This is a genomic window from Ruminococcus flavefaciens 007c (assembly GCF_000571935.1).
In the GTDB taxonomy this organism is placed as follows: Bacteria; Bacillota; Clostridia; order Oscillospirales; family Ruminococcaceae; genus Ruminococcus; species Ruminococcus flavefaciens_F.
This window is the reverse complement of the sequence record NZ_ATAX01000036.1, coordinates 178,521-197,147: the sequence shown is the minus strand read 5'-3', so window position 1 is coordinate 197,147 and position 18,627 is coordinate 178,521. Positions and strand designations below refer to the sequence as shown.

Below are 18,627 nucleotides of genomic sequence, written 5' to 3'. Positions count from 1 at the left end.
TATGTATATGTCTGATAAACGTAAAAAAGGTGAAACACATGCTATGCATATACTCCGATTGAAAGGCTATGAATTTGACACTGAGTATAGTGATAAAAATATCGGTAAAAGTATGCCTGATCTGAGATATAAAGACGGCCGCTATCTGGAAGTCACTCATACCGCTCATAATAACTGTATACCGCAAATTCCAAACAAGTATTCTCAGCTGAGTACGGCAAAACAACTTGAAATTGCAGAACAAGCTGATGAAGCGCACAAACGTATGACAGACTTCAAATACGAATGTGACAGTAAAGGTGATCTTACAGAAAAAGGCTTTGGTGATTTGAAAAAAGACGCTGCGATTTTAAAGTCTCATTACGGCTATGATGTTACGACGTTTGATTTCGATGAAAAGTTTTCTGAGTTCAACTGTGATGTTCCTATAATCTGTATGTCATCGGATAAGGTACTTAACGAGATAACAAAAGACAAGGGCTCAAAGTATACTGATGGAAGTACGGACCTGTTTATATTTGTTACTGATGGAGAAATGTATAGTGTGGAGCATCTTATCAATTCTCGTGAGTATAATTTATCATCCGATGGATTCTTTAATGCAGTAAGTTCTGCCCCGTTCAAGAATATATTTTTATGCGAATGGGACTGGTCTTGTCAGCAGTATGAACTGGAATCACCGAATATTCTACTAATGAGAGTTGAGGACGATGAGGTGAAGACTATAAGGCTATGACGGTTGGTAGAATAAAAGCAGCTTTTCTCATTCTGCCCCTTCATGGGGCAGACAATATTGATGAAGCAAATAATCTTAGCTTAAACAGGTGGAATGAACAGCCTAGCTTACATCGCTGAATATAGCATGTAAAAGTTATGGATATTGAATCTACCGTTATTGCAACTATCCCCTTGCTGTATAGAAACGCATTGCTGATGTGCTGGAGAAGGTGCTGGGGCGATAGATAATAGTTAAGGAGGTTTTATGAGACATTATTCAGCTAAAAGAATACTATCTTTACCACGTTTATCGCATTTGTTATACGATGATCAGAATAACTTCACTCCTGAAAGGCTCATAACCGATCTTGGATTATATGAGGGAGTATTGATTGATGCATCAAATATTACTATGCATATCACAATTATTCCCGATCCATCTCTAGGAAAAGATCGTGAGATTGTAAATAAAATGATAGTAAGTGATGATGTAAAATCTTTACATAGTTTCCTTTTATTCAAAGATAATATTATGCTCCCATGTTCAGAATGTAGGAGAAATCAACCGTTCTCACCTGTTGTTGCGTTTAATCCTCAACGTCAAAGATTTATTATTGATAAAGAAAATGAGAAAGATGAAGCCAAAACAATTAAAATTCCAATTGAAAAAAGCGTGAAAGAATTTAGTTTTCAGAATAATCCTTTTGGTCCAATAACTGGTTCCTATTTATCATGCAATGATGAATTATCATTAAGCGGAAATCTTTCAGACGAGAAAAAAGATACTGAATCAGCAGCATTATCTTGTGTAAATGGGATTAGTCTCTATTTTAGTGAGATAAGACGCGACTTTGTCTGTTCGTTAAATAATGATCATCATGTTACCGCATATTTTATTATTCACAAAGCTGAAGATGCATGTAAGGAGCAAAAACAATCTGCCGATTATGAAAAACTGAAGTATTGCCTTGTGCTTGAAAAAGTTGGTCAGGAACCTTCAATGGCGGATCTTCAGATGTTTGATATTGAAAAGTATAAAAAAGTTTTATCCGATGAAAGCTTCAGAGACTTTTCAATGGCTTTAGGTTTGCATGCTAATGGTGTAGGGTGTGGATCGCTTTTATATCTCCGACGCATATATGAGACGCTTATTAAAAATGCTCAGGATAAGTGTTCCTTAATGTCAGAATGGGATGAAGAGGAGTATAATAAAATAAAGCATTTTAATGATAAAATAGAATACTTAGAAGCATTTGGAGCTAAAATAATTCCTGACGAATTATCAGATGTTAAAGCCAAGATTTATGGCTGGCTAAGTAAAGGTGTTCATGAGTTATCGGAACAAGAATCAATGGAGCTTTTTCCATATTTGAAGTATGCTATTGAGCTGATACTTGACGAACAGATAGCCCAAAAAGAGAAAGAGGAAAAATTGAAGGAATTAAAGAAAAAGCTTCAAAAGTGAATATATTTAGTATAAACGCCTTCATTAGAAGGCGTTTCCTTTTTATGTATAGATAAGCATGATAATGGCATCTTTCATAGTATATCATGATATATCAGAAGCTTTAAAGAGGTTTTACACTAGTCTGTTGCGCTATCATGTGGAACGAAAACACGTGGGCATTCCCATTCCGTTTCATCTTCTTTGCGAACTATCAGCTTTGTAAGTTGTCCAGTGACATCAGCCATACGTTGCGCTATAGAATAATTAGTGCTGTTATCCCCGTACATCATTTTCCCAGTATTGAAATCCGTAGGATTTACAACAGTATGGGCATGATTAAGAGATTTAGCCTGTTTTTCACTATGTATTCCTATCAATGCTTGGTGGGAATCCGTGATATTTGAGAATACTTTGTCAGTCAGCTCCAATGCTTTCTCAGGCGTTGGAGCTGTTTCAGGTGAATAAGATGTAACATAGTGGAACAGCGGTGTTTTGTTCTGATTATTGAAATACTTGGCAGTTCTTTTCATTTGCATAGCTGCAATATCAGGATCGTAAGGATTGACTCCGTATCCTTTAGCACACTCCTGTCTACCGTCAAGAACGTAATTAACAGCATTATCTATGTATCTATCTCCACCGTGAGTATGGATAATTACTTTAAAGATTTCCATAGTGATTCAACCTCCTTCTGTACGTTTTTAGCAAGCTCAGGTGATGGATTATCTACAGCTTCAGTTGCCATGTTAGCGATATCCTGCAATTTGGATAATATCGCAGGCGTGAGTTTATTATAATCATGCTGTAGGCGTTCAATTGCAACGTGGGAAAATGTTGTTCCTTTTTTCTTTGCTTCACTTTCAATCTCTTTTACAACATGTTCAGGAATACGGAGTGGTTTGCATATTCGCTTTTCATTTTGTTTTTTCATTGGAATTACCTCTATTTACATAAAATTAATCTGATTACAAATAATTGAGATTGTAGACTCTGTCTTGGGTGATGGAAGTATACCAAGGGAAAGAGATTATTTACAGGAATAAGTATAAGAGAATTTGTAATACAGATTAATCGATAGTATACTGGAATAAAAAGTGTACATCTACGGCAAAACAGTGTATAGTTGATCAGCAAAGTGCAATATTAAGCCATAATTTCTGATTTTTCTTTTTTTCGTATGTATATCATTATACTGATGATAGAAGTTTTCATCATTACATACGAAAGGAGGAACAGAATTGTTTAATAGTAACCGCTATCTTACCTGCGGTATTGATAGCAAAATACCTTTAGACCTGCAGCTTTTTATGTGGGAATGCGTCGACCAACTACCACCGGAAAGGGACTATCTGCAGGTCTTTGATCTGGAGCAGGTAGGCACGATGCAAAGCATCACACATCGGTCAGAAGAGCCTGAGTATCGCAAAGTATACCTGCTCCCGTCTGAGAAGCCTATAACCGAGAAGCTATACATCATTGATGACGGCGACCACTGCACAATACTGCTTGCCAGCGAATATTAGAATATGAAGCCAGCCCCTTCGGGGGCTGGCTTTTCTCATTTTATGGAGGTTTTTACAATGAAAGAAAACAAAACAGAAACATTGTACTGCTCCCACTGTGGAGCAGTTATAAGCGACAACGAAGACTATGAGACTATTAACGGTGAAATCGTATGTACAGAATGTGTTGAACAGCATACCACGACATGTGATCGCTGCGGTGCTATAATCTGGACCAGTGAAAGCTACGGGGATGATTACACTACTCTCTGTAGTCACTGCTATCACAACCATTACACCAGATGCAGCTGCTGTGATGCGCTGCTACATGAAGATGACGCCTACCATCTTGACGGTTATGACTATTGCAGTGACTGTTATCATGATGAGGTGGATAAGAACCGCTCCATCCATGATTACGGATACAAACCTGAGCCTATCTTCTATGGCGATAGTCAGCGGTATTTCGGCGTAGAATTAGAGATAGACGGAGCAGGTAAAGACAGTGAAAATGCCGATGAATTGCTTGCTATCGCCAACAGAGAGCAAGAGCATATATACATCAAGGGTGACGGCAGTCTCGATGATGGTATGGAACTTGTAACACATCCTATGACTATGGAGTATCACATGAATGATATGTGCTGGGAAGATATCATGCATAAGGCTATATCACTGGGCTATAGGTCACATCAGACAAGTACCTGTGGACTACATATCCATGTTAACAGAGATAGTCTTGGCGAAAATCATGAGGAGCAGGATGAGGTAATCAGCCGTATACTGTATTTTGTGGAACACCACTGGAATGAATTGCTAAAATTTAGCAGACGTTCTGAGTATTCAATGAACCGTTGGGCTGCACGCTATGGCTATGAGCACTCACCAAAGGCTATCTTAGACAAGGCAAAGAAAGGAAACAACGGACGCTATGCTGCAATAAATCTCATGAATTATACGACCATTGAGTTTCGACTTTTCAGAGGAACGCTCAAATACAATACGCTTGTTGCGGCACTTCAGCTTGTGAATCGTATCTGCGATATGGCTGTTTACAGCTCCGATGATGGAATATCAAAGGTCTCATGGTCAGATTTTGTATCAGGCGTTACGGAACCCGAGTTGATTCAATACTTGAAAGAACGCACATTATTCGTCAACGATGATGTTAGTGCAAGTGATGATATTTAAAAATCTGGAGGGAAAGCAAATGAAAAAATATGCTATAAATCAAAGGATACACCGAGATCCTACTACATACTTTAAAAGTCATCCAATTCTTGAAGTGTTGAAATACATTGCAATCATTATCGGTAGCTATGCCATTTCAAAGCTAGAAGAATTTGTAAATAAACACGACGACACAACCAAGGAATAGGAGGTATATTATGTGTTCACTATTCGGCTGGCTCGATTATCAGGGCATCGTCCCTGATAGAATGAAGAGGAAGCTCACTCAAGCCCTGGCTAATGCAGCAGAAGAGAGAGGCACGGACGCAGCTGGTATCAGCTACATTAATGATGGGAAGGTCGTTATCTTCAAAAGACCGAAACCTGCTCACAAATTACATTTCACTCCTCCTGAAGGAACTATGGCGGTTATGGGACATACCCGTATGACCACTCAGGGCAATGAGAAATACAACTACAACAATCATCCGTTCGCCGGTTTTGCCGGCGATACTTCTTTCGCTTTTGCCCATAACGGCGTTCTTTGGAATGATAAGGAACTTCGCAAGGACAAGCTTATCCCTGATACACATATCGAGACAGATAGTTATGCTGCTTGCCAGCTCATTGAGCAGCAAAACAAACTTGACTTCGATAGTCTCAAGTACATGGCTGAGACAGTTGAAGGCAATTTCACTTTTACCGTACTTGACCAGTATAACTCCCTATACATTATAAAGGGAAGCAATCCCATGTGTTTGATTCATTTTGAAGCACTCGGGCTGTATGTATACGCTTCCACGGAGAGTATAATGAAGGCGGCATTACGCCGCCTGGGGTTACATAAGTTTGCTTATAAAAAGATAGAAGCTTCTGAGGGCGATATAATATGTATTGATAAGGAAGGAGAAATTTCCAAAGCAGAATTTCAGCCTAAGATTTATCGTTCGAAGTACGGAGCATGGTATGACTGGGATGACTCTTCTTATTATAATATGCATGAGGAAATACTGCTCGCGTATTGTGGATGTTATGGAGTTGATAGCTCAGATGTAAAGCTCTTACTGGAGTACGGATACACCTGCGACGAGATTGAGGATATGCTCGCAGACCATAGCCTGCTCCGTGAAGCTCTGCGAGATGTAAAATATATGTACGGAGAAGACATCTACGAGAGCTGCTACGGAGGCGTATTCTGATGGGTAAGATAGGATACATTCGCGTATCGACAGAACATCAGGAAACAGCACGACAGGAAGCACTCATGGAGCAGTATCAGGTTGAGCGCCTCTTCGCAGAGAAGATGTCGGGTAAGAATGCTGACCGTCCCGAGCTTAAAGCCATGCTTGAATACGTCCGAGAGGGTGATACATTATATATCGAAAGCATCAGCAGGCTTGGTCGTTCTACCCGAGATCTATTAAATATCATCGATGTGCTCCAGCGTAAGGGAGTAACGCTTGTCAGCAGCAAGGAGAATATTGATACCAACACTCCACAGGGACGTTTCGTCCTTTCTATATTTGCAGCACTCTCAGAGCTTGAACGCGAGCAGACTTTACAGCGTCAGCGCGAGGGTATCGCTATTGCGAAGGCGCAGGGAAAGTATAAAGGGCGAGAACCCTTACCCATTGATTGGGAAAAGTTCGGTAAGTTGTATGAGCAATGGAAGGCTGGAAATATTACGGCAGTATGGTTTCAGAAAGAAATGGGACTCAGACCCAATACATTCTATCGCCGTCTCAGAGAGTACGAAGAGAAGTATATGTAAATAAGAAGGAGCCGGGATATCCCGGCTCCATTTATAGTTCAATAGAGTACATTTTTTATTTGACATATTTCAAAAGCGAAAAAACAACTTATATGACACAGTTTTACACTGTGTCAATAGACCATAGTCAAGTGAAACGGAAGGTTCTACCTTCATGGCTACTCAAAGGACAACCATTGAACGCACTTTTTCACAGTATCTTGCTTTAACGAAAGATATGATTTATAATGCTCATCAATTGTTAATTTATTATCGCAAAAATATTTTCCGATATCATATATTCTTTTTATGTTATCATTTACTTTTATTTTGTTGGCCGTAATAATTAAGAGGTCAGAACAATGTTCTTGTAATTCCAAATATTGAGAATCATATTTGGAATTGGCAGATGATAAACGGCTTACTGTCGCTTCTTTAACTCGGTCCTTCAACTCATCATCAACGGGTTTCACCTTTTCCCTCTGAAACATTTTCTCTTTTTCTGTTAAAAAAATCATCATCTCATCTGTGAGTTCCAACCCTTCATATATGTTACCGCTATCGAGTTCATCTTTATAATGAAAATATTCTTTTGCATAATGATCTAATGATTGTAAGTCTTTATCAATTTGCTCGCAAATGACTAAGATGTCATTTTTCTCTTCGGGACTTAAGGTATATTTTCGAATTATATCTTTTGCTTCTCTCGTGTTATTAGATTTTTCTTCAATAATTTTTGGCTTTCTACTCTTTTTAGTTGCCGATCCTATGACATTAGAAGAGTAGTACTCAGCGATTGCTTCTGATACTATCTTAATGTTTTTCTCATTAACGTCAATCTTTAAAAACTGAGCAAATTCCATTATCCTTGAATCAACATAATCCTGCAACTCTTCACAGTAGCGTTTTTGGAATTCTTCATCGAACTCAGTTTCAAGCTTGGGAATAAATTGGCTAAGGCCTCTTTTTCCATGGTAATACTTTCTGAACCCATCACCTTTATTATCTTCAAAATGACACTCCCCTTTTTCATCTATATAAGTTGGATACTTCTCGTCTATATAAGCTTTATCATTATAGGTCAATCCCATTTTAAGTAATTCTTTCGTAAAAATGTCCATATCGGTTTTCTTGCCATCAATTATTTCATGGAACGCTTGAGCATACTTTGAAAACTCTGTGTCTTTATTGGCCATTACATTACCTCCTCAAAAATTCGTCAATCATTATAATACACCCTAAAAAAGACGAGACAAGACAAACGAGGCGATGTCTTGTCTCGTCTTGTCTCCATCCATATAATGATTATATCATATGATTTTGCAACGGACAATAGTTGTTTCGCAAAAAATATGCCGAGCTTCATTGAATGCGGTAATGACGAAATTTTGGGTTCAAAGAAATATTAAAATGGGGCTTTTGATGATTTTCAGCGACCAAAATTCAATTTGCACCGCATTCTACACTGCTCAAATAATTTTAAGGAGCTGATATTGTGAATACAAGAAGACCAACATCAAACCAACCTCAAAATCAAGGACAGGTGCTACAGCCTATCTCCGAACACGAGCTTGCTGTGGAAACGGCAAAAGAATTGATTGGCGTTCAAAAAAGATTAGGACTAACACTAACCATCTACGATGGAAATCTAAACAGGATGTCTGGAACGTTTGAGAGTATATGGGAGCTTATTAACAATCCAGAATTTATCTCAAAACTGACCCAGGATTTCTATTTTAGTGATAAAAATGAGTCACGTTGGTTCAAAGTGAAAATCCGGAAAGGGAAATTAATCGGAATATCCTTCCTGATAGGAATGAAAACAAACTGGGTTAAAATTTATAATTTTAGCTTTGGCAGATACGCTTATATCGTAATTGGATTCTATCCAGGTGTCGGGAATATTATTGCTACCACATCGGCAATTCCATTTGAGAATGTTACGCCCGAAAAAGTAACGCAACACTTTCCTCAGCTTATCGGGCAAACGGCGAATAATAAGAATGATATCGGAAAAATTTTATGCTTTATAATAAACAAATTTACGGCTAATCCTTCGTCAGACATATGTGAATACATCGGGCCAAAGCAAGGCTTTAATTATTTTGGTAATAATAATTACTTGTTTTCGCCGCCGCATTTACTACGAGATGAAATCAAACCGTATCTGAATAAAGGACTGTTAAGCCGACAGCACCCTTACTCTTGTTCCGATTTAAACGATGATTTGTCAAAGATACTCATTCCACTATTCAAAAATAAACGAGAGTTGCAAATATTACTTTTGTACCGACTTGCAAGTTGGCTCTCAGCCTTCTTTGCTAAGAAGGACGTTTATTCGGACAACATATTGATTGTTAAGCCATCGACCGAAGTTCCCGTGGCTCTGTCAATCGCTCTGCTGAGAAACACTAGTTACGCTTCTCTTGAGGCACCGCCGATAGGACCAAACATCAAATCTTTGAAGTTTGAACTGGAAAATGTCAACGATGGTCTGGTTGTTGCAATCGACGTGTTCGCTGCGGATCAGTTGAAAAAAGGAGAAAAAGGCTTCGATCTGATGATTAATGATGCTACCAGAGCTAAGAATAATGGCAATGGCGTACATCACATCTCAGCTCTTATATCCAAATTTGCCGACTTATACATCCCCAAGGAAGTATGCTGTGTCCTTGAATTTGACAATGTAAGTACCAATTACTCGCCTGAAACATTCAAAAATGCGCTTCGCCGTTTAGATGCAAACGTCATTACACGAATCGAAGATGGTTGTAAAAAAAAAGGTGCTTTTTTAAAAGTTTTCAATAATCATATCAACGAGATTATGCATAAAATGCCATGCGCTTTACCACGCTCAAAGTATTTTACCTACATCATGCTCATGGCTGCACTGCGGATGTACAACGAATGGTACTCTCCGCTCTTTTGCCTGGATATCGAGAAATATATTGTTGATTGGCTTGGCTCACAGGAGCAGGATCGGCAACCTTTGTACGATACAATATGCTCAGAGTACGGCAAAATTCTCAATCAGAAAATTGCTGACGGCTATTTCCACCTTATACCGAAGGATGAGGTAACTCTGTTTGACAAAGGAAGCCATGCCATTATTGTTGACAAGGCCGAACGCCGTATCTATATAGAAACAGCAGACAGCTTTGATATTGCTAAGGATGAAATGACCTCTATCGTTGATACAGATAGCCTGACTGCTGCTCTTTACAGCGGAGGGTATCTCCCACATAATGCAAAGAACGAGAAAAGTGTTCGCATAGCAGCTATCACTTCTGACGGCACACCTTATCCTTTATATGTACACGCAATAAGCTACAAACTGCTTACGCAGGAGAACAAGCTAAAATTCGAGTTGTTGGATAAAGAGGCAAATCTCTTCACTTATGACGAGTTACAGAAAGAAGGAATCTTGCCACTGATAAAGACGGTAGACGGTAGATTCGCTGGTAAAAAGCTTCGTTATGAAGCTGAGGAGTCGAACAGCTACTTCGGCACAGGCAAAACCGGATCAGGTAAATCATGGGCTATCGCTCAGTTAATATGTATGCTGTTTATGCTCGGTCATACTGCTGTGGTATTCGATGTCAGTGGTAGTTACACAAAGGAAAAGCTCCTGAAAATGCTCCCGACTGAAGTAGTGGAGAAGCTCTTTAGGTTTATCTACGTCGGTGCTGGAAAGGATCCAGTACCTGTTGATCTCGGCTCATTGAGAGGCTGTGAGACTCTTCCAGATAAGAAGAGGTCTATTCATAGTGTTCTGCGTGCTGCTACTGGCGCTATCGACAAGAGTACCTCGCGAAAGCTGAAAGGATTCCTTTCGGAATATCTCAATAATAAGGAATACTCGATATCTCTGAATGACCTCTGCTCTAAATTAGAGGAAGTTGAAGGTTGGGGTGCAGAGATTGTTGACTGCGTTCAGTCCGTACTTGATGATATCAAGGAAGTCGGATTTGAGGAGCAGACCTGGGATGATTTGTTTGTAAAGAACAAAAAGATTATCGTCATAAACCTCGGAAACGAGGTTGGTGACTCTAACCACCAGCTTTTGGATATGCTGGTTGGAAGCCTCTTTAACTGGCAGATGACACACGACTCGGGATTCTTATCGATCGCAATCGATGAGCTTATTGACCAAGACTTCAGCACAGGCTCACCGCTTCAGACGATAGTAAAACAGGGGCGCAAGTTCCATACCGCTCTAATCGGGGCAACCCAAGATTATTATAATCAGGGAAGCTCACATCTCGACGTAATGAAGCAGTCTAACATTAAGAGCTTTTGCCGCCCCGGCAAATCCGAGGACAGAGTGGCACAGAAACTGGGCTACAGCAACGCCGTTGACGCTGGCTTCAACAAGTTCAAGGCTGGCGACACACTCCTTGAATTCGACGGATATAACAAGGAGACCGGTGAGAATGAGGCTCTGACCATGAAAGGAAGAGTTGTCAACTTCGTCGAGACTCCGTTGTACCAAAAGTTTCATGAAATTTATGGTTGTTATTAATAGTGGTGGCGCCCGTTGAGGGCGCGCCACACACAATAATACTATTAGATTTCTTATAGGTCAAGCCAAAGTAGAACAGGAATAATAGATTACATAAGTAATACGACAGAGCCAATAAAAGGAGAGTGATTATTATGGCTGAAAACAAAATTATTATGCTGACTATCAAGGAAGCGGCGGCTTTAGTTGAAGGGCTGACCGAATACAGGGTACGTCAGATGTGTATAAACGATCAGGTTCCGCACATCATGGCAGGCAAGAAATATCTCATAAACAAGGAAACATTCCTAAGATACCTGCGCGGTGAAACTGCGTAAATTAAGCGAAAGGCGCGTTTCTGCCGGGCTTTTCCACCGGGGTGTGGTAGAATGGTCTTGGTTGAAACGCGCCGTATTATTGAACGGAGGTTTGATATATGGCAACTTTCAGAAAACGAAAAAATGGTTCTTATGAGATAAAAGTATCCTGCGGCTACGGTGTTGACGGAAGGCAGCACAATCAATACAAAAGCTACTATCCAGAACCCGGTATGACTCCCAAGCAGATAGAGAAGGAGGTCAACAGGCAGGCGATACTGTTCGAGGAAGAATGCAAGAGAGGACAGATAACATCGGCAATCAAGTTTGAAACGTTCGCCGAGCAATGGCTTGAGGAATACGCAAAGGTCAACCTGAGAGCCACATCATATTCAAAGATGATACAAGTCACAAAGCGTATATATCCTGCGCTCGGTCACAAGAGGTTGGATAAGATAACATCGCGCGACATACAGAAATTCATCATTGGTCTGCTTGTTGACGAGAAGAATCTGAACAATGGCAAGCCCCTTTCAAGGAAAACTGCCGTTCATCACCTGAACTTCATAAGTGATGTGTTCAGCTACGCAGTCAGAATGGGTATGCTGTCAGACAATCCTTGCAGGCGCGTAGTAGTTCCGAAAACTGAAGGAACTGAAAAGGAGATATATACGCTGGACGAGGTGAAAAAGCTGTTCAGCAATCTATCCAATGAGCCTTTAAACTATCAGATGTATCTTACGCTTGCGATCTACAGTGGATTCCGGAGAAGCGAAATGCTTGGGCTGGAATGGAAGGATATTGACTTCGACTACAACACCATTAAAATCAGGCGCACCTCGCAATACACCGCTGAAAAGGGAATCTATACCGATACTACCAAGACAAAAAAGTCTCAGCGTATTTCCAAATTCCCAGAGACGGTAATGGAACTGCTGAAATCTTTTCAGCAGGAGCAGTCAAAAGAAGCGGAGAGACTTGGTAGCAAGTGGGAGGATCACGACAGGTTGTTCACCAAATGGAACGGAGCTCCGATGCATCCGCAAACGCCTTACAAGTGGCTGAGAGATTATTGCGACCGAATAGATATCCCATTCCGCGGACTTCACACTCTGCGTCACTTGCACGCAAGCCTGCTTATCTATGAGGGAATGGACGTAGTGGCGGTATCCGCAGATATGGGACACAGCGTCGTAGGAACGACATTGAACCTGTATTCTCATATGTTTCAGGAAGCGAGAGCTCGTAACTGCGAGGCGATAACAAACGCCCTGCGCTTCACAAACGAAGCTGCAACAGAAGAAAACAAAAGCACAGCAGCTGAAGCAACAAGCTCAGACGAAGATGAGGACGAGTAAGAAAGCATAGGACCGACAATTGACTAAAAATAGATCCGCAGGGAAAATGCTCTGCGGACTGCACCAAAATGGTTAAATTGAAAAACAAGTGGTTGATAAGTGGTTAAGTACATTTTCAGAAAAAACGAAGCTCGGAAATGACTATATACGGTCATTTCCGAGCCTTAAAACTGGTGGAGCATAGGGGATTCGAACCCCTGACCCCCACACTGCCAGTGTGATGCGCTCCCAGCTGCGCTAATGCCCCGAACAGATAGTATTATATCATATCACTGATCTGTTGTCAAGTATATTATCAATATTTTGCAAAAAAGCAGCAAAAAAGTGCAGGCTGTCAGGTATAGAGGGCATAACCGTCTGCCGAGGAACCCTTTACGGCACTGATCTGCCTTGATATAATATCAGGATCGTTTATCCATTCAAGCTCAGCAGCTTCACCTGCCCACTTATCCTCTCTGCCCAGCTTATAGGCCGCAAGCCCGATAATAAGTGCAACTCCGCTGTTCCCCACCAGCTCCTCCCACTGAGCAAGGACGGGCAGGAACGGACTTGTTTCATTCTCAAAGCCGAAGTATATCTGCGGAACTATATAATCGCAGAATCCCTGTTCCCCGCCCCAGCGCCTGACATCTGCATACTGAGTATCATAGTCCGAGTTTATATTCCCCTGAGGACTTATTCCGAACATCAGCTTTTTGTCCCACAGCTTAACTGTATCGTAGATCTTTTTCACAAAACGGTTCACATTGGCTATGCGCCATTCGGCAAGATCGTTCCCGCCGCTTTCCGTGAAGGCGTCGCTGTCAAAATCAGGATCAGCGGAAGGATAGAAGTAATCGTCAATATGTATTCCATCCACATTATAATTACCGATGATCTCGTTCACAGTCTCCGCAAGCAGCTCCGCAGTCTCGCTGTATGCAGGATCGAGATACCAGCGTCCGTTTACGTTTTTGACAAAGGGCTTTCCCGCATTTATCCACTTCTTTATTATGAAGTTATCGGGAACCTTCCTCATCTGCTCCTCAGTCTGCAATCTCAGCGGATTAATCCATGCGTGTACGGAGATACCGCGCTTGTGAGCCTCATTGAGCACTATCTCCAGCGGATCGTAGTTACCGTCGAGATAAACTCCCTTGGGATAGAGCTCTGATCTGTAATATGCGTCGCCCATTGGATGCACATGGAAGTATACAGTATTAACATTTTCAGCCGCAGCATCCTCAAAAAACTGCTCCATGCCTCTGCGGAAGTCCTCATCGCTTTTCCCCTGCATATATTCAGGGAACTTCACATAAGGCAGCCACATCCCCACCTGCTCCCGGTAATTTACGGGAACATATCTCTTCTCGTTCTCGGGAACAGCTGACTCACTCTGCATCGGCACAAAGCTGCTTTCGGGGATATTCAGCGCCGAACAGCTTGCACAGGCAAAAAAAGCAGCCGCACAGGCGGCTGCGATCATCTTTTTCATACATCTCACCTCACTGCATTATATGCAGCTGAGGTATATGATATTCTCACTTTTTCTCATAGAAAACGATAGTCATTTTATCGTTTATCACCTGCGTACTGCCTGTTCTGCGGTAGCCCATTTTCTCATACAGATAACAGTTTCCCTTTTCCTGCAAAATGGTATCAAGGCACCAGTTATCACTGCCGTGAAGCTCCTCGGCAGCTCTCATAGCCGCCTGTGCGAAGCCCTTTCCGCGATGCTCCTTCATGATGAATATGGGCGAGATACGCTTCCGACTGCCATCCTTCATGTCCACAACGCGAACAGCTCCCACAGCAGTATCGCCCCACATGATAAAGTAGTAATAAGTAAATGGCTGTTCAAGCCGCTCCCGCACTCTGCTCACAGGCTCGTTGGCGGGGCTTATATCGTAATCGCCATACTTCTCAAGAAGCTCGGAGAAGGCTTCCACCTGCATTTTCCAGAGCTTTTTACACTCATTCATATCAACACGTTTCAGCGTAATATTCATAATATCTCCTCCTGTAAAATAATTTCTGTAGGAGACGACGTCCTCGGCGTCCCAAAAACAAATGATTATCGGACGGATAATATCCGCCCCTGCATGATAAAGAAAGCTCCCGAAGAATACTCCTCGGGAGCTTTAAAATTATATCTGATTAGCAATGGGAGCAGTTGTGTTATGCTCGCCGTAGCCTTCGTTCTTAACGACCTCAACGTTTCTGTAACACTCCATACCTGTACCTGCGGGTATGAGCTTACCGATGATAACGTTTTCTTTAAGTCCGAGGAGGTGGTCGCTCTTTCCGCTGATAGCAGCGTCAGTAAGAGCCTTTGTAGTCTCCTGGAAGGAAGCCGCAGACATGAAGCTGTCAGAATTGGAGGAAGCCTTTGTGATACCCTGAAGAACAGGTGTGGTCTGTACGAGCTGAACATCGTACTCGCCTGCGTCGATACGCTTCTGGAGTTCTTCGTTGATCTCGTCGATCTTCTTGCAGTCAACAAGGGTGCCGGGCAGCAGATAGCTGCTTCCTGACTCCTCTACCTTGACCTTGCGGAGCATCTGACGAACGATAACTTCGATGTGCTTATCGTTGATATCAACACCCTGTAAGCGGTAAACCTTCTGGACTTCATTGATAATGTAGTTCTGAACGGCCTGGATACCGAGGATATTGAGTATATCGGCAGGATAGATGTTACCTTCTGTAAGACGGGTACCCTTTTCGATCTCCTCACCCTCCTGAACTCTTATCTTGAAGTTGTAAGGGATCATATAGTTTTCTGACTCGCCTGTCTCATCGTTGGAAACGATGATATTTCTTGTAGTCTTTACCTCTTCGATGTGGATCTTACCTGTGATCCTTGAAAGGATAGCAGCACCCTTGGGACGTCTGCTCTCGAAGAGTTCCTCAACACGGGGAAGACCCTGTGTGATATCTTCAGCGTCGGCAGAAGCAACACCACCGGTATGGAAGGTTCTCATGGTAAGCTGTGTACCGGGCTCACCGATAGACTGAGCAGCGATAACGCCGACAGCTTCACCGACTGAAACGATATTGTTGAATGCAAGGTTTGCGCCGTAGCACTTAGCGCATACGTCCGTTCTTGACTTACAGGTAAGTACGGAACGGATCTTTATTCTCTCAACGCCTGCGTCGATTATCTTCTTGGCGTCAGCGTCATTTATGAGCTTATTGCGTGATACTATGAGCTCACCCGACTCGTCGCGGAGATCCTCAGCGAGGAATCTGCCCACAAGACGCTCCTCGAAGGGCTCAACGATCTCATTGCCGTTCTTGATCTCGAATACCTCGATACCCTCTGTTGTACCACAGTCGTCCTCACGGATGATAACGTCCTGAGAAACGTCAACGAGACGACGGGTAAGATAACCCGAGTCAGCGGTACGGAGAGCCGTATCGGCAAGTCCCTTTCTCGCACCACGTGATGCGATGAAGTACTCCAGGATGTTAAGACCTTCACGGTAGTTAGCTCTGATCGGGATCTCGATTACGGCACCGGAGGTATTGGCGATAAGTCCACGCATACCTGCCAGCTGACGGATCTGTGAGATAGAACCACGGGCACCGGAGTCAGCCATCATCCAGATAGGATTGTAGCGGTCGAAGTTTGCCTTCAGAGCTGCTGTAACCTGATCGTTGGTATCAGTCCAGAGAGCGATGATCTTCTTGGACTTCTCCTGCTCGGAGATATAGCCGTACTCATACTCTGCTGTGATCTCAGCAACTTCCTTGTCAGCCTCAGCAAGGATAGTCTTCTTCTGGGGCGGGATAGTAGCGTCGCAGACAGCAACTGTAAGAGCTGCTCTTGTGGAGTATTTATAGCCGAGAGCCTTGATACGGTCAAGGACCTCAGAGGTAGTTGTTGTACCATGTATCTTTATGCAGCGCTCGATGATGTCTGAGAGCTGCTTCTTGCCTACGAGGAAAGCGACCTCAAGGTCGAACTGCTTGTCGGAGTTGGTTCTGTCAACGTATCCCAGATTCTGAGGGATATTCTCATTGAAGATAAGTCTGCCGACTGTAGCGTCGATTATCTTTGATACCTTCTTGTCGCCGATGTCCTTGGTGATCTTTACCTTGATATTGGCGTGGAGCGAAACATCATGCTCATTGTAAGCCATGAGTGCCTCGTTTACATCGCGGAATACCTTGCCCTCGCCGGGTTCACCGGGCTTATCCATAGTCAGGTAGTAAGAACCGAGTACCATATCCTGTGAAGGAACGGCAACAGGCTTACCGTCTGAAGGCTTGAGGAGGTTATTGGCAGCGAGCATGAGGAAACGTGCCTCAGCCTGAGCCTCAGCCGAAAGAGGAAGATGTACGGCCATCTGGTCACCGTCGAAGTCAGCGTTGAACGCTGAACATACCAGCGGGTGGAGCTTGATAGCACGACCTTCAACGAGGATAGGCTCGAATGCCTGGATACCAAGTCTGTGGAGCGTAGGAGCACGGTTGAGCATTACGGGATGATCCTTGATAACGTCCTCAAGTGCGTCCCAGACCTTATTGTCTGCACGGTCGATGAGCTTTCTTGCGCTCTTGATATTTGCGATTGCCTTCTTGTCAACGAGTCTCTTCAGTACGAAGGGCTTGAAGAGCTCCAGCGCCATTTCCTTAGGAAGACCGCACTGGTACATCTTCAACTCAGGACCAACGACGATAACCGAACGTCCGGAGTAGTCAACACGCTTACCGAGAAGGTTCTGACGGAAACGTCCCTGCTTACCCTTGAGCATATCGGAAAGAGACTTGAGGGCACGGTTGCTGGGACCTGTAACAGGTCTGCCGTGTCTGCCGTTGTCTATGAGAGCGTCAACAGCTTCCTGAAGCATACGCTTCTCGTTTCTTACGATGATGTCGGGAGCGTCCAGCTCTAACATTCTCTTGAGACGGTTGTTTCTGTTGATAACTCTTCTGTAAAGATCGTTAAGATCTGATGTAGCGTAACGACCGCCGTCCAGCATGATCATAGGACGGATATCGGGTGGGATTACGGGAACAACGCTGAGTATCATCCACTCGGGCTTGTTGCCTGAAAGGCGGAATGCCTCGATGATCTGGAGTCTCTTCAGGAGCTTTACCTTCTTTTGGCCTGCGGGAAGACCTACCAGCTCAGCCTTGAGGTCGTCGGCAACGATCTCCAGGTTGTTTCTCCAGTCGATATCCTCCAGCTCTCTGAACTTCTGACACTCCTCGCACTCGCACTCGGTAGGCTTGTTGAAGCACTCTATCTTCTTGCCGCCAAGTGATACCTTGCCCATTTCGATGAGTCTCTGCTTGTGAGTATCGTATCTTTCGGGATCATATTCGTTGAGGAGCTTTCTTATAGCCTCAGCACCCATCTCTGCCTTGAAGTCGTCGCCGTACTTTTCGAGGTAGGAGAGATACTCCTTCTCAGAAAGGAGCTGCTTCTTGAGAAGCTCTGTATTTCCGGGATCTGTTACGATATACTTGGTGAAGTAGAGAACCTCCTCAAGTCTCTTCTGTGATACCTCAAGCACCTGACCGATTCTGGAAGGTGTGCCCTTGAAGTACCAGATATGAGAAACGGGAGCAGCCAGCTCGATGTGGCCCATTCTCTCTCTTCTAACTCTTGCTCTTGTGACCTCAACGCCGCAACGGTCACAGATCTTGCCCTTAAAGCGTATCTTCTTGAACTTTCCGCAGTGACACTCCCAGTCCTTTGTAGGTCCGAAGATCCTTTCACAGAAAAGACCGTCGCGCTCGGGCTTCTGTGTTCTGTAATTTATAGTCTCAGGTCTTTCAACAGCGCCGTGTGACCAGCTTCTGATCTGCTCAGGCGAAGCAAGACCTATCTTTATTGATTCAAAAGTTGTAAATTCCATGCTACCTCCTGCATAT

15 protein-coding genes and 1 tRNA gene are annotated in these 18,627 nt (G+C 43.0%); 9 read left to right on the top strand and 7 right to left on the bottom strand.

Annotation, left to right across the window (positions count from 1 at the left end):
• The first annotated feature begins 7 nt into the window (after positions 1-7).
• On the top strand, positions 8-736 hold the full coding sequence (locus RF007C_RS15575) for a hypothetical protein (RefSeq protein ID WP_037301453.1): 729 nt from the start codon (positions 8-10) through the stop codon (positions 734-736).
• A gap of 246 nt (positions 737-982) precedes the next feature.
• The gene (locus RF007C_RS16750) at positions 983-2,182 is read left to right on the top strand and encodes a hypothetical protein (protein ID WP_051456725.1); all 1,200 of its coding nucleotides are present in this window, start codon (positions 983-985) and stop codon (positions 2,180-2,182) included.
• 119 nt (positions 2,183-2,301) lie between these two features.
• On the opposite strand, the gene RF007C_RS15565 is transcribed toward RF007C_RS16750, so the two are convergent.
• Both RF007C_RS15565 and RF007C_RS15560 read right to left on the bottom strand, forming a co-directional pair.
• Entirely contained in the window at positions 2,302-2,838 is a 537-nt protein-coding gene (locus RF007C_RS15565; protein ID WP_037301449.1) for a relaxase/mobilization nuclease domain-containing protein, read from the bottom strand.
• On the bottom strand, positions 2,820-3,095 hold the full coding sequence (locus tag RF007C_RS15560; RefSeq protein WP_037301447.1) for a hypothetical protein: 276 nt from the start codon (positions 3,093-3,095) through the stop codon (positions 2,820-2,822). Before RF007C_RS15560 ends, RF007C_RS15565 begins: the two co-directional genes overlap by 19 nt.
• A gap of 307 nt (positions 3,096-3,402) precedes the next feature.
• Here RF007C_RS15560 and RF007C_RS15555 point away from each other — a divergent pair, with 307 nt between their 5' ends.
• From RF007C_RS15555 to RF007C_RS15540, 4 genes are all read left to right on the top strand, one after another.
• Positions 3,403-3,687: a DUF960 domain-containing protein gene (locus RF007C_RS15555; RefSeq protein WP_037301443.1), complete on the top strand. Its 285-nt coding sequence runs from the start codon at positions 3,403-3,405 to the stop codon at positions 3,685-3,687.
• A 57-nt stretch (positions 3,688-3,744) separates the two neighbouring features.
• The gene (locus RF007C_RS15550) at positions 3,745-4,857 is read left to right on the top strand and encodes an amidoligase family protein (protein WP_037301441.1); all 1,113 of its coding nucleotides are present in this window, start codon (positions 3,745-3,747) and stop codon (positions 4,855-4,857) included.
• A 197-nt stretch (positions 4,858-5,054) separates the two neighbouring features.
• Positions 5,055-6,035 carry a class II glutamine amidotransferase gene (locus RF007C_RS15545; RefSeq protein ID WP_037301439.1) on the top strand — a complete coding sequence of 327 codons (981 nt, stop codon included), beginning with the start codon at positions 5,055-5,057 and terminating at the stop codon, positions 6,033-6,035.
• Complete coding sequence (locus tag RF007C_RS15540; RefSeq protein ID WP_037301437.1) at positions 6,035-6,607, top strand: recombinase family protein; 573 nt, start codon at positions 6,035-6,037, stop codon at positions 6,605-6,607. The genes RF007C_RS15545 and RF007C_RS15540 overlap by 1 nt, the downstream gene beginning before the upstream one ends.
• Positions 6,608-6,765: 158 nt before the next feature.
• On the opposite strand, the gene RF007C_RS15535 is transcribed toward RF007C_RS15540, so the two are convergent.
• Positions 6,766-7,782: a hypothetical protein gene (locus tag RF007C_RS15535; RefSeq protein WP_037301435.1), complete on the bottom strand. Its 1,017-nt coding sequence runs from the start codon at positions 7,780-7,782 to the stop codon at positions 6,766-6,768.
• 299 nt (positions 7,783-8,081) lie between these two features.
• Here RF007C_RS15535 and RF007C_RS15530 point away from each other — a divergent pair, with 299 nt between their 5' ends.
• The 3 genes from RF007C_RS15530 (at position 8,082) to RF007C_RS15520 (ending at position 12,762) form a co-directional block, all read left to right on the top strand.
• A complete protein-coding gene (locus RF007C_RS15530) occupies positions 8,082-11,108 on the top strand; it encodes a helicase HerA domain-containing protein (RefSeq protein WP_037301434.1) in 3,027 nt (1,008 codons plus the stop codon).
• Between the two features lie 134 nt (positions 11,109-11,242).
• The gene (locus RF007C_RS15525) at positions 11,243-11,425 is read left to right on the top strand and encodes a helix-turn-helix domain-containing protein (RefSeq protein ID WP_037301433.1); all 183 of its coding nucleotides are present in this window, start codon (positions 11,243-11,245) and stop codon (positions 11,423-11,425) included.
• 98 nt (positions 11,426-11,523) lie between these two features.
• Positions 11,524-12,762, top strand: a complete 1,239-nt coding sequence (locus RF007C_RS15520; protein ID WP_051456724.1) for a tyrosine-type recombinase/integrase — start codon at positions 11,524-11,526, stop codon at positions 12,760-12,762.
• Between the two features lie 171 nt (positions 12,763-12,933).
• Here RF007C_RS15520 and RF007C_RS15515 read toward each other — a convergent pair.
• From RF007C_RS15515 to rpoC, 4 genes are all read right to left on the bottom strand, one after another.
• Positions 12,934-13,009 (bottom strand) — tRNA-Ala (locus RF007C_RS15515).
• Between the two features lie 87 nt (positions 13,010-13,096).
• Positions 13,097-14,236: a glycoside hydrolase family 10 protein gene (locus RF007C_RS15510; RefSeq protein ID WP_051456723.1), complete on the bottom strand. Its 1,140-nt coding sequence runs from the start codon at positions 14,234-14,236 to the stop codon at positions 13,097-13,099.
• Positions 14,237-14,282: 46 nt separating this feature from the next.
• A complete protein-coding gene (locus RF007C_RS15505) occupies positions 14,283-14,750 on the bottom strand; it encodes a GNAT family N-acetyltransferase (protein ID WP_037301431.1) in 468 nt (155 codons plus the stop codon).
• Between the two features lie 138 nt (positions 14,751-14,888).
• The gene (gene rpoC / locus RF007C_RS15500; RefSeq protein ID WP_037301429.1) at positions 14,889-18,611 is read right to left on the bottom strand and encodes a DNA-directed RNA polymerase subunit beta'; all 3,723 of its coding nucleotides are present in this window, start codon (positions 18,609-18,611) and stop codon (positions 14,889-14,891) included.
• Positions 18,612-18,627: the final 16 nt, after the last annotated feature.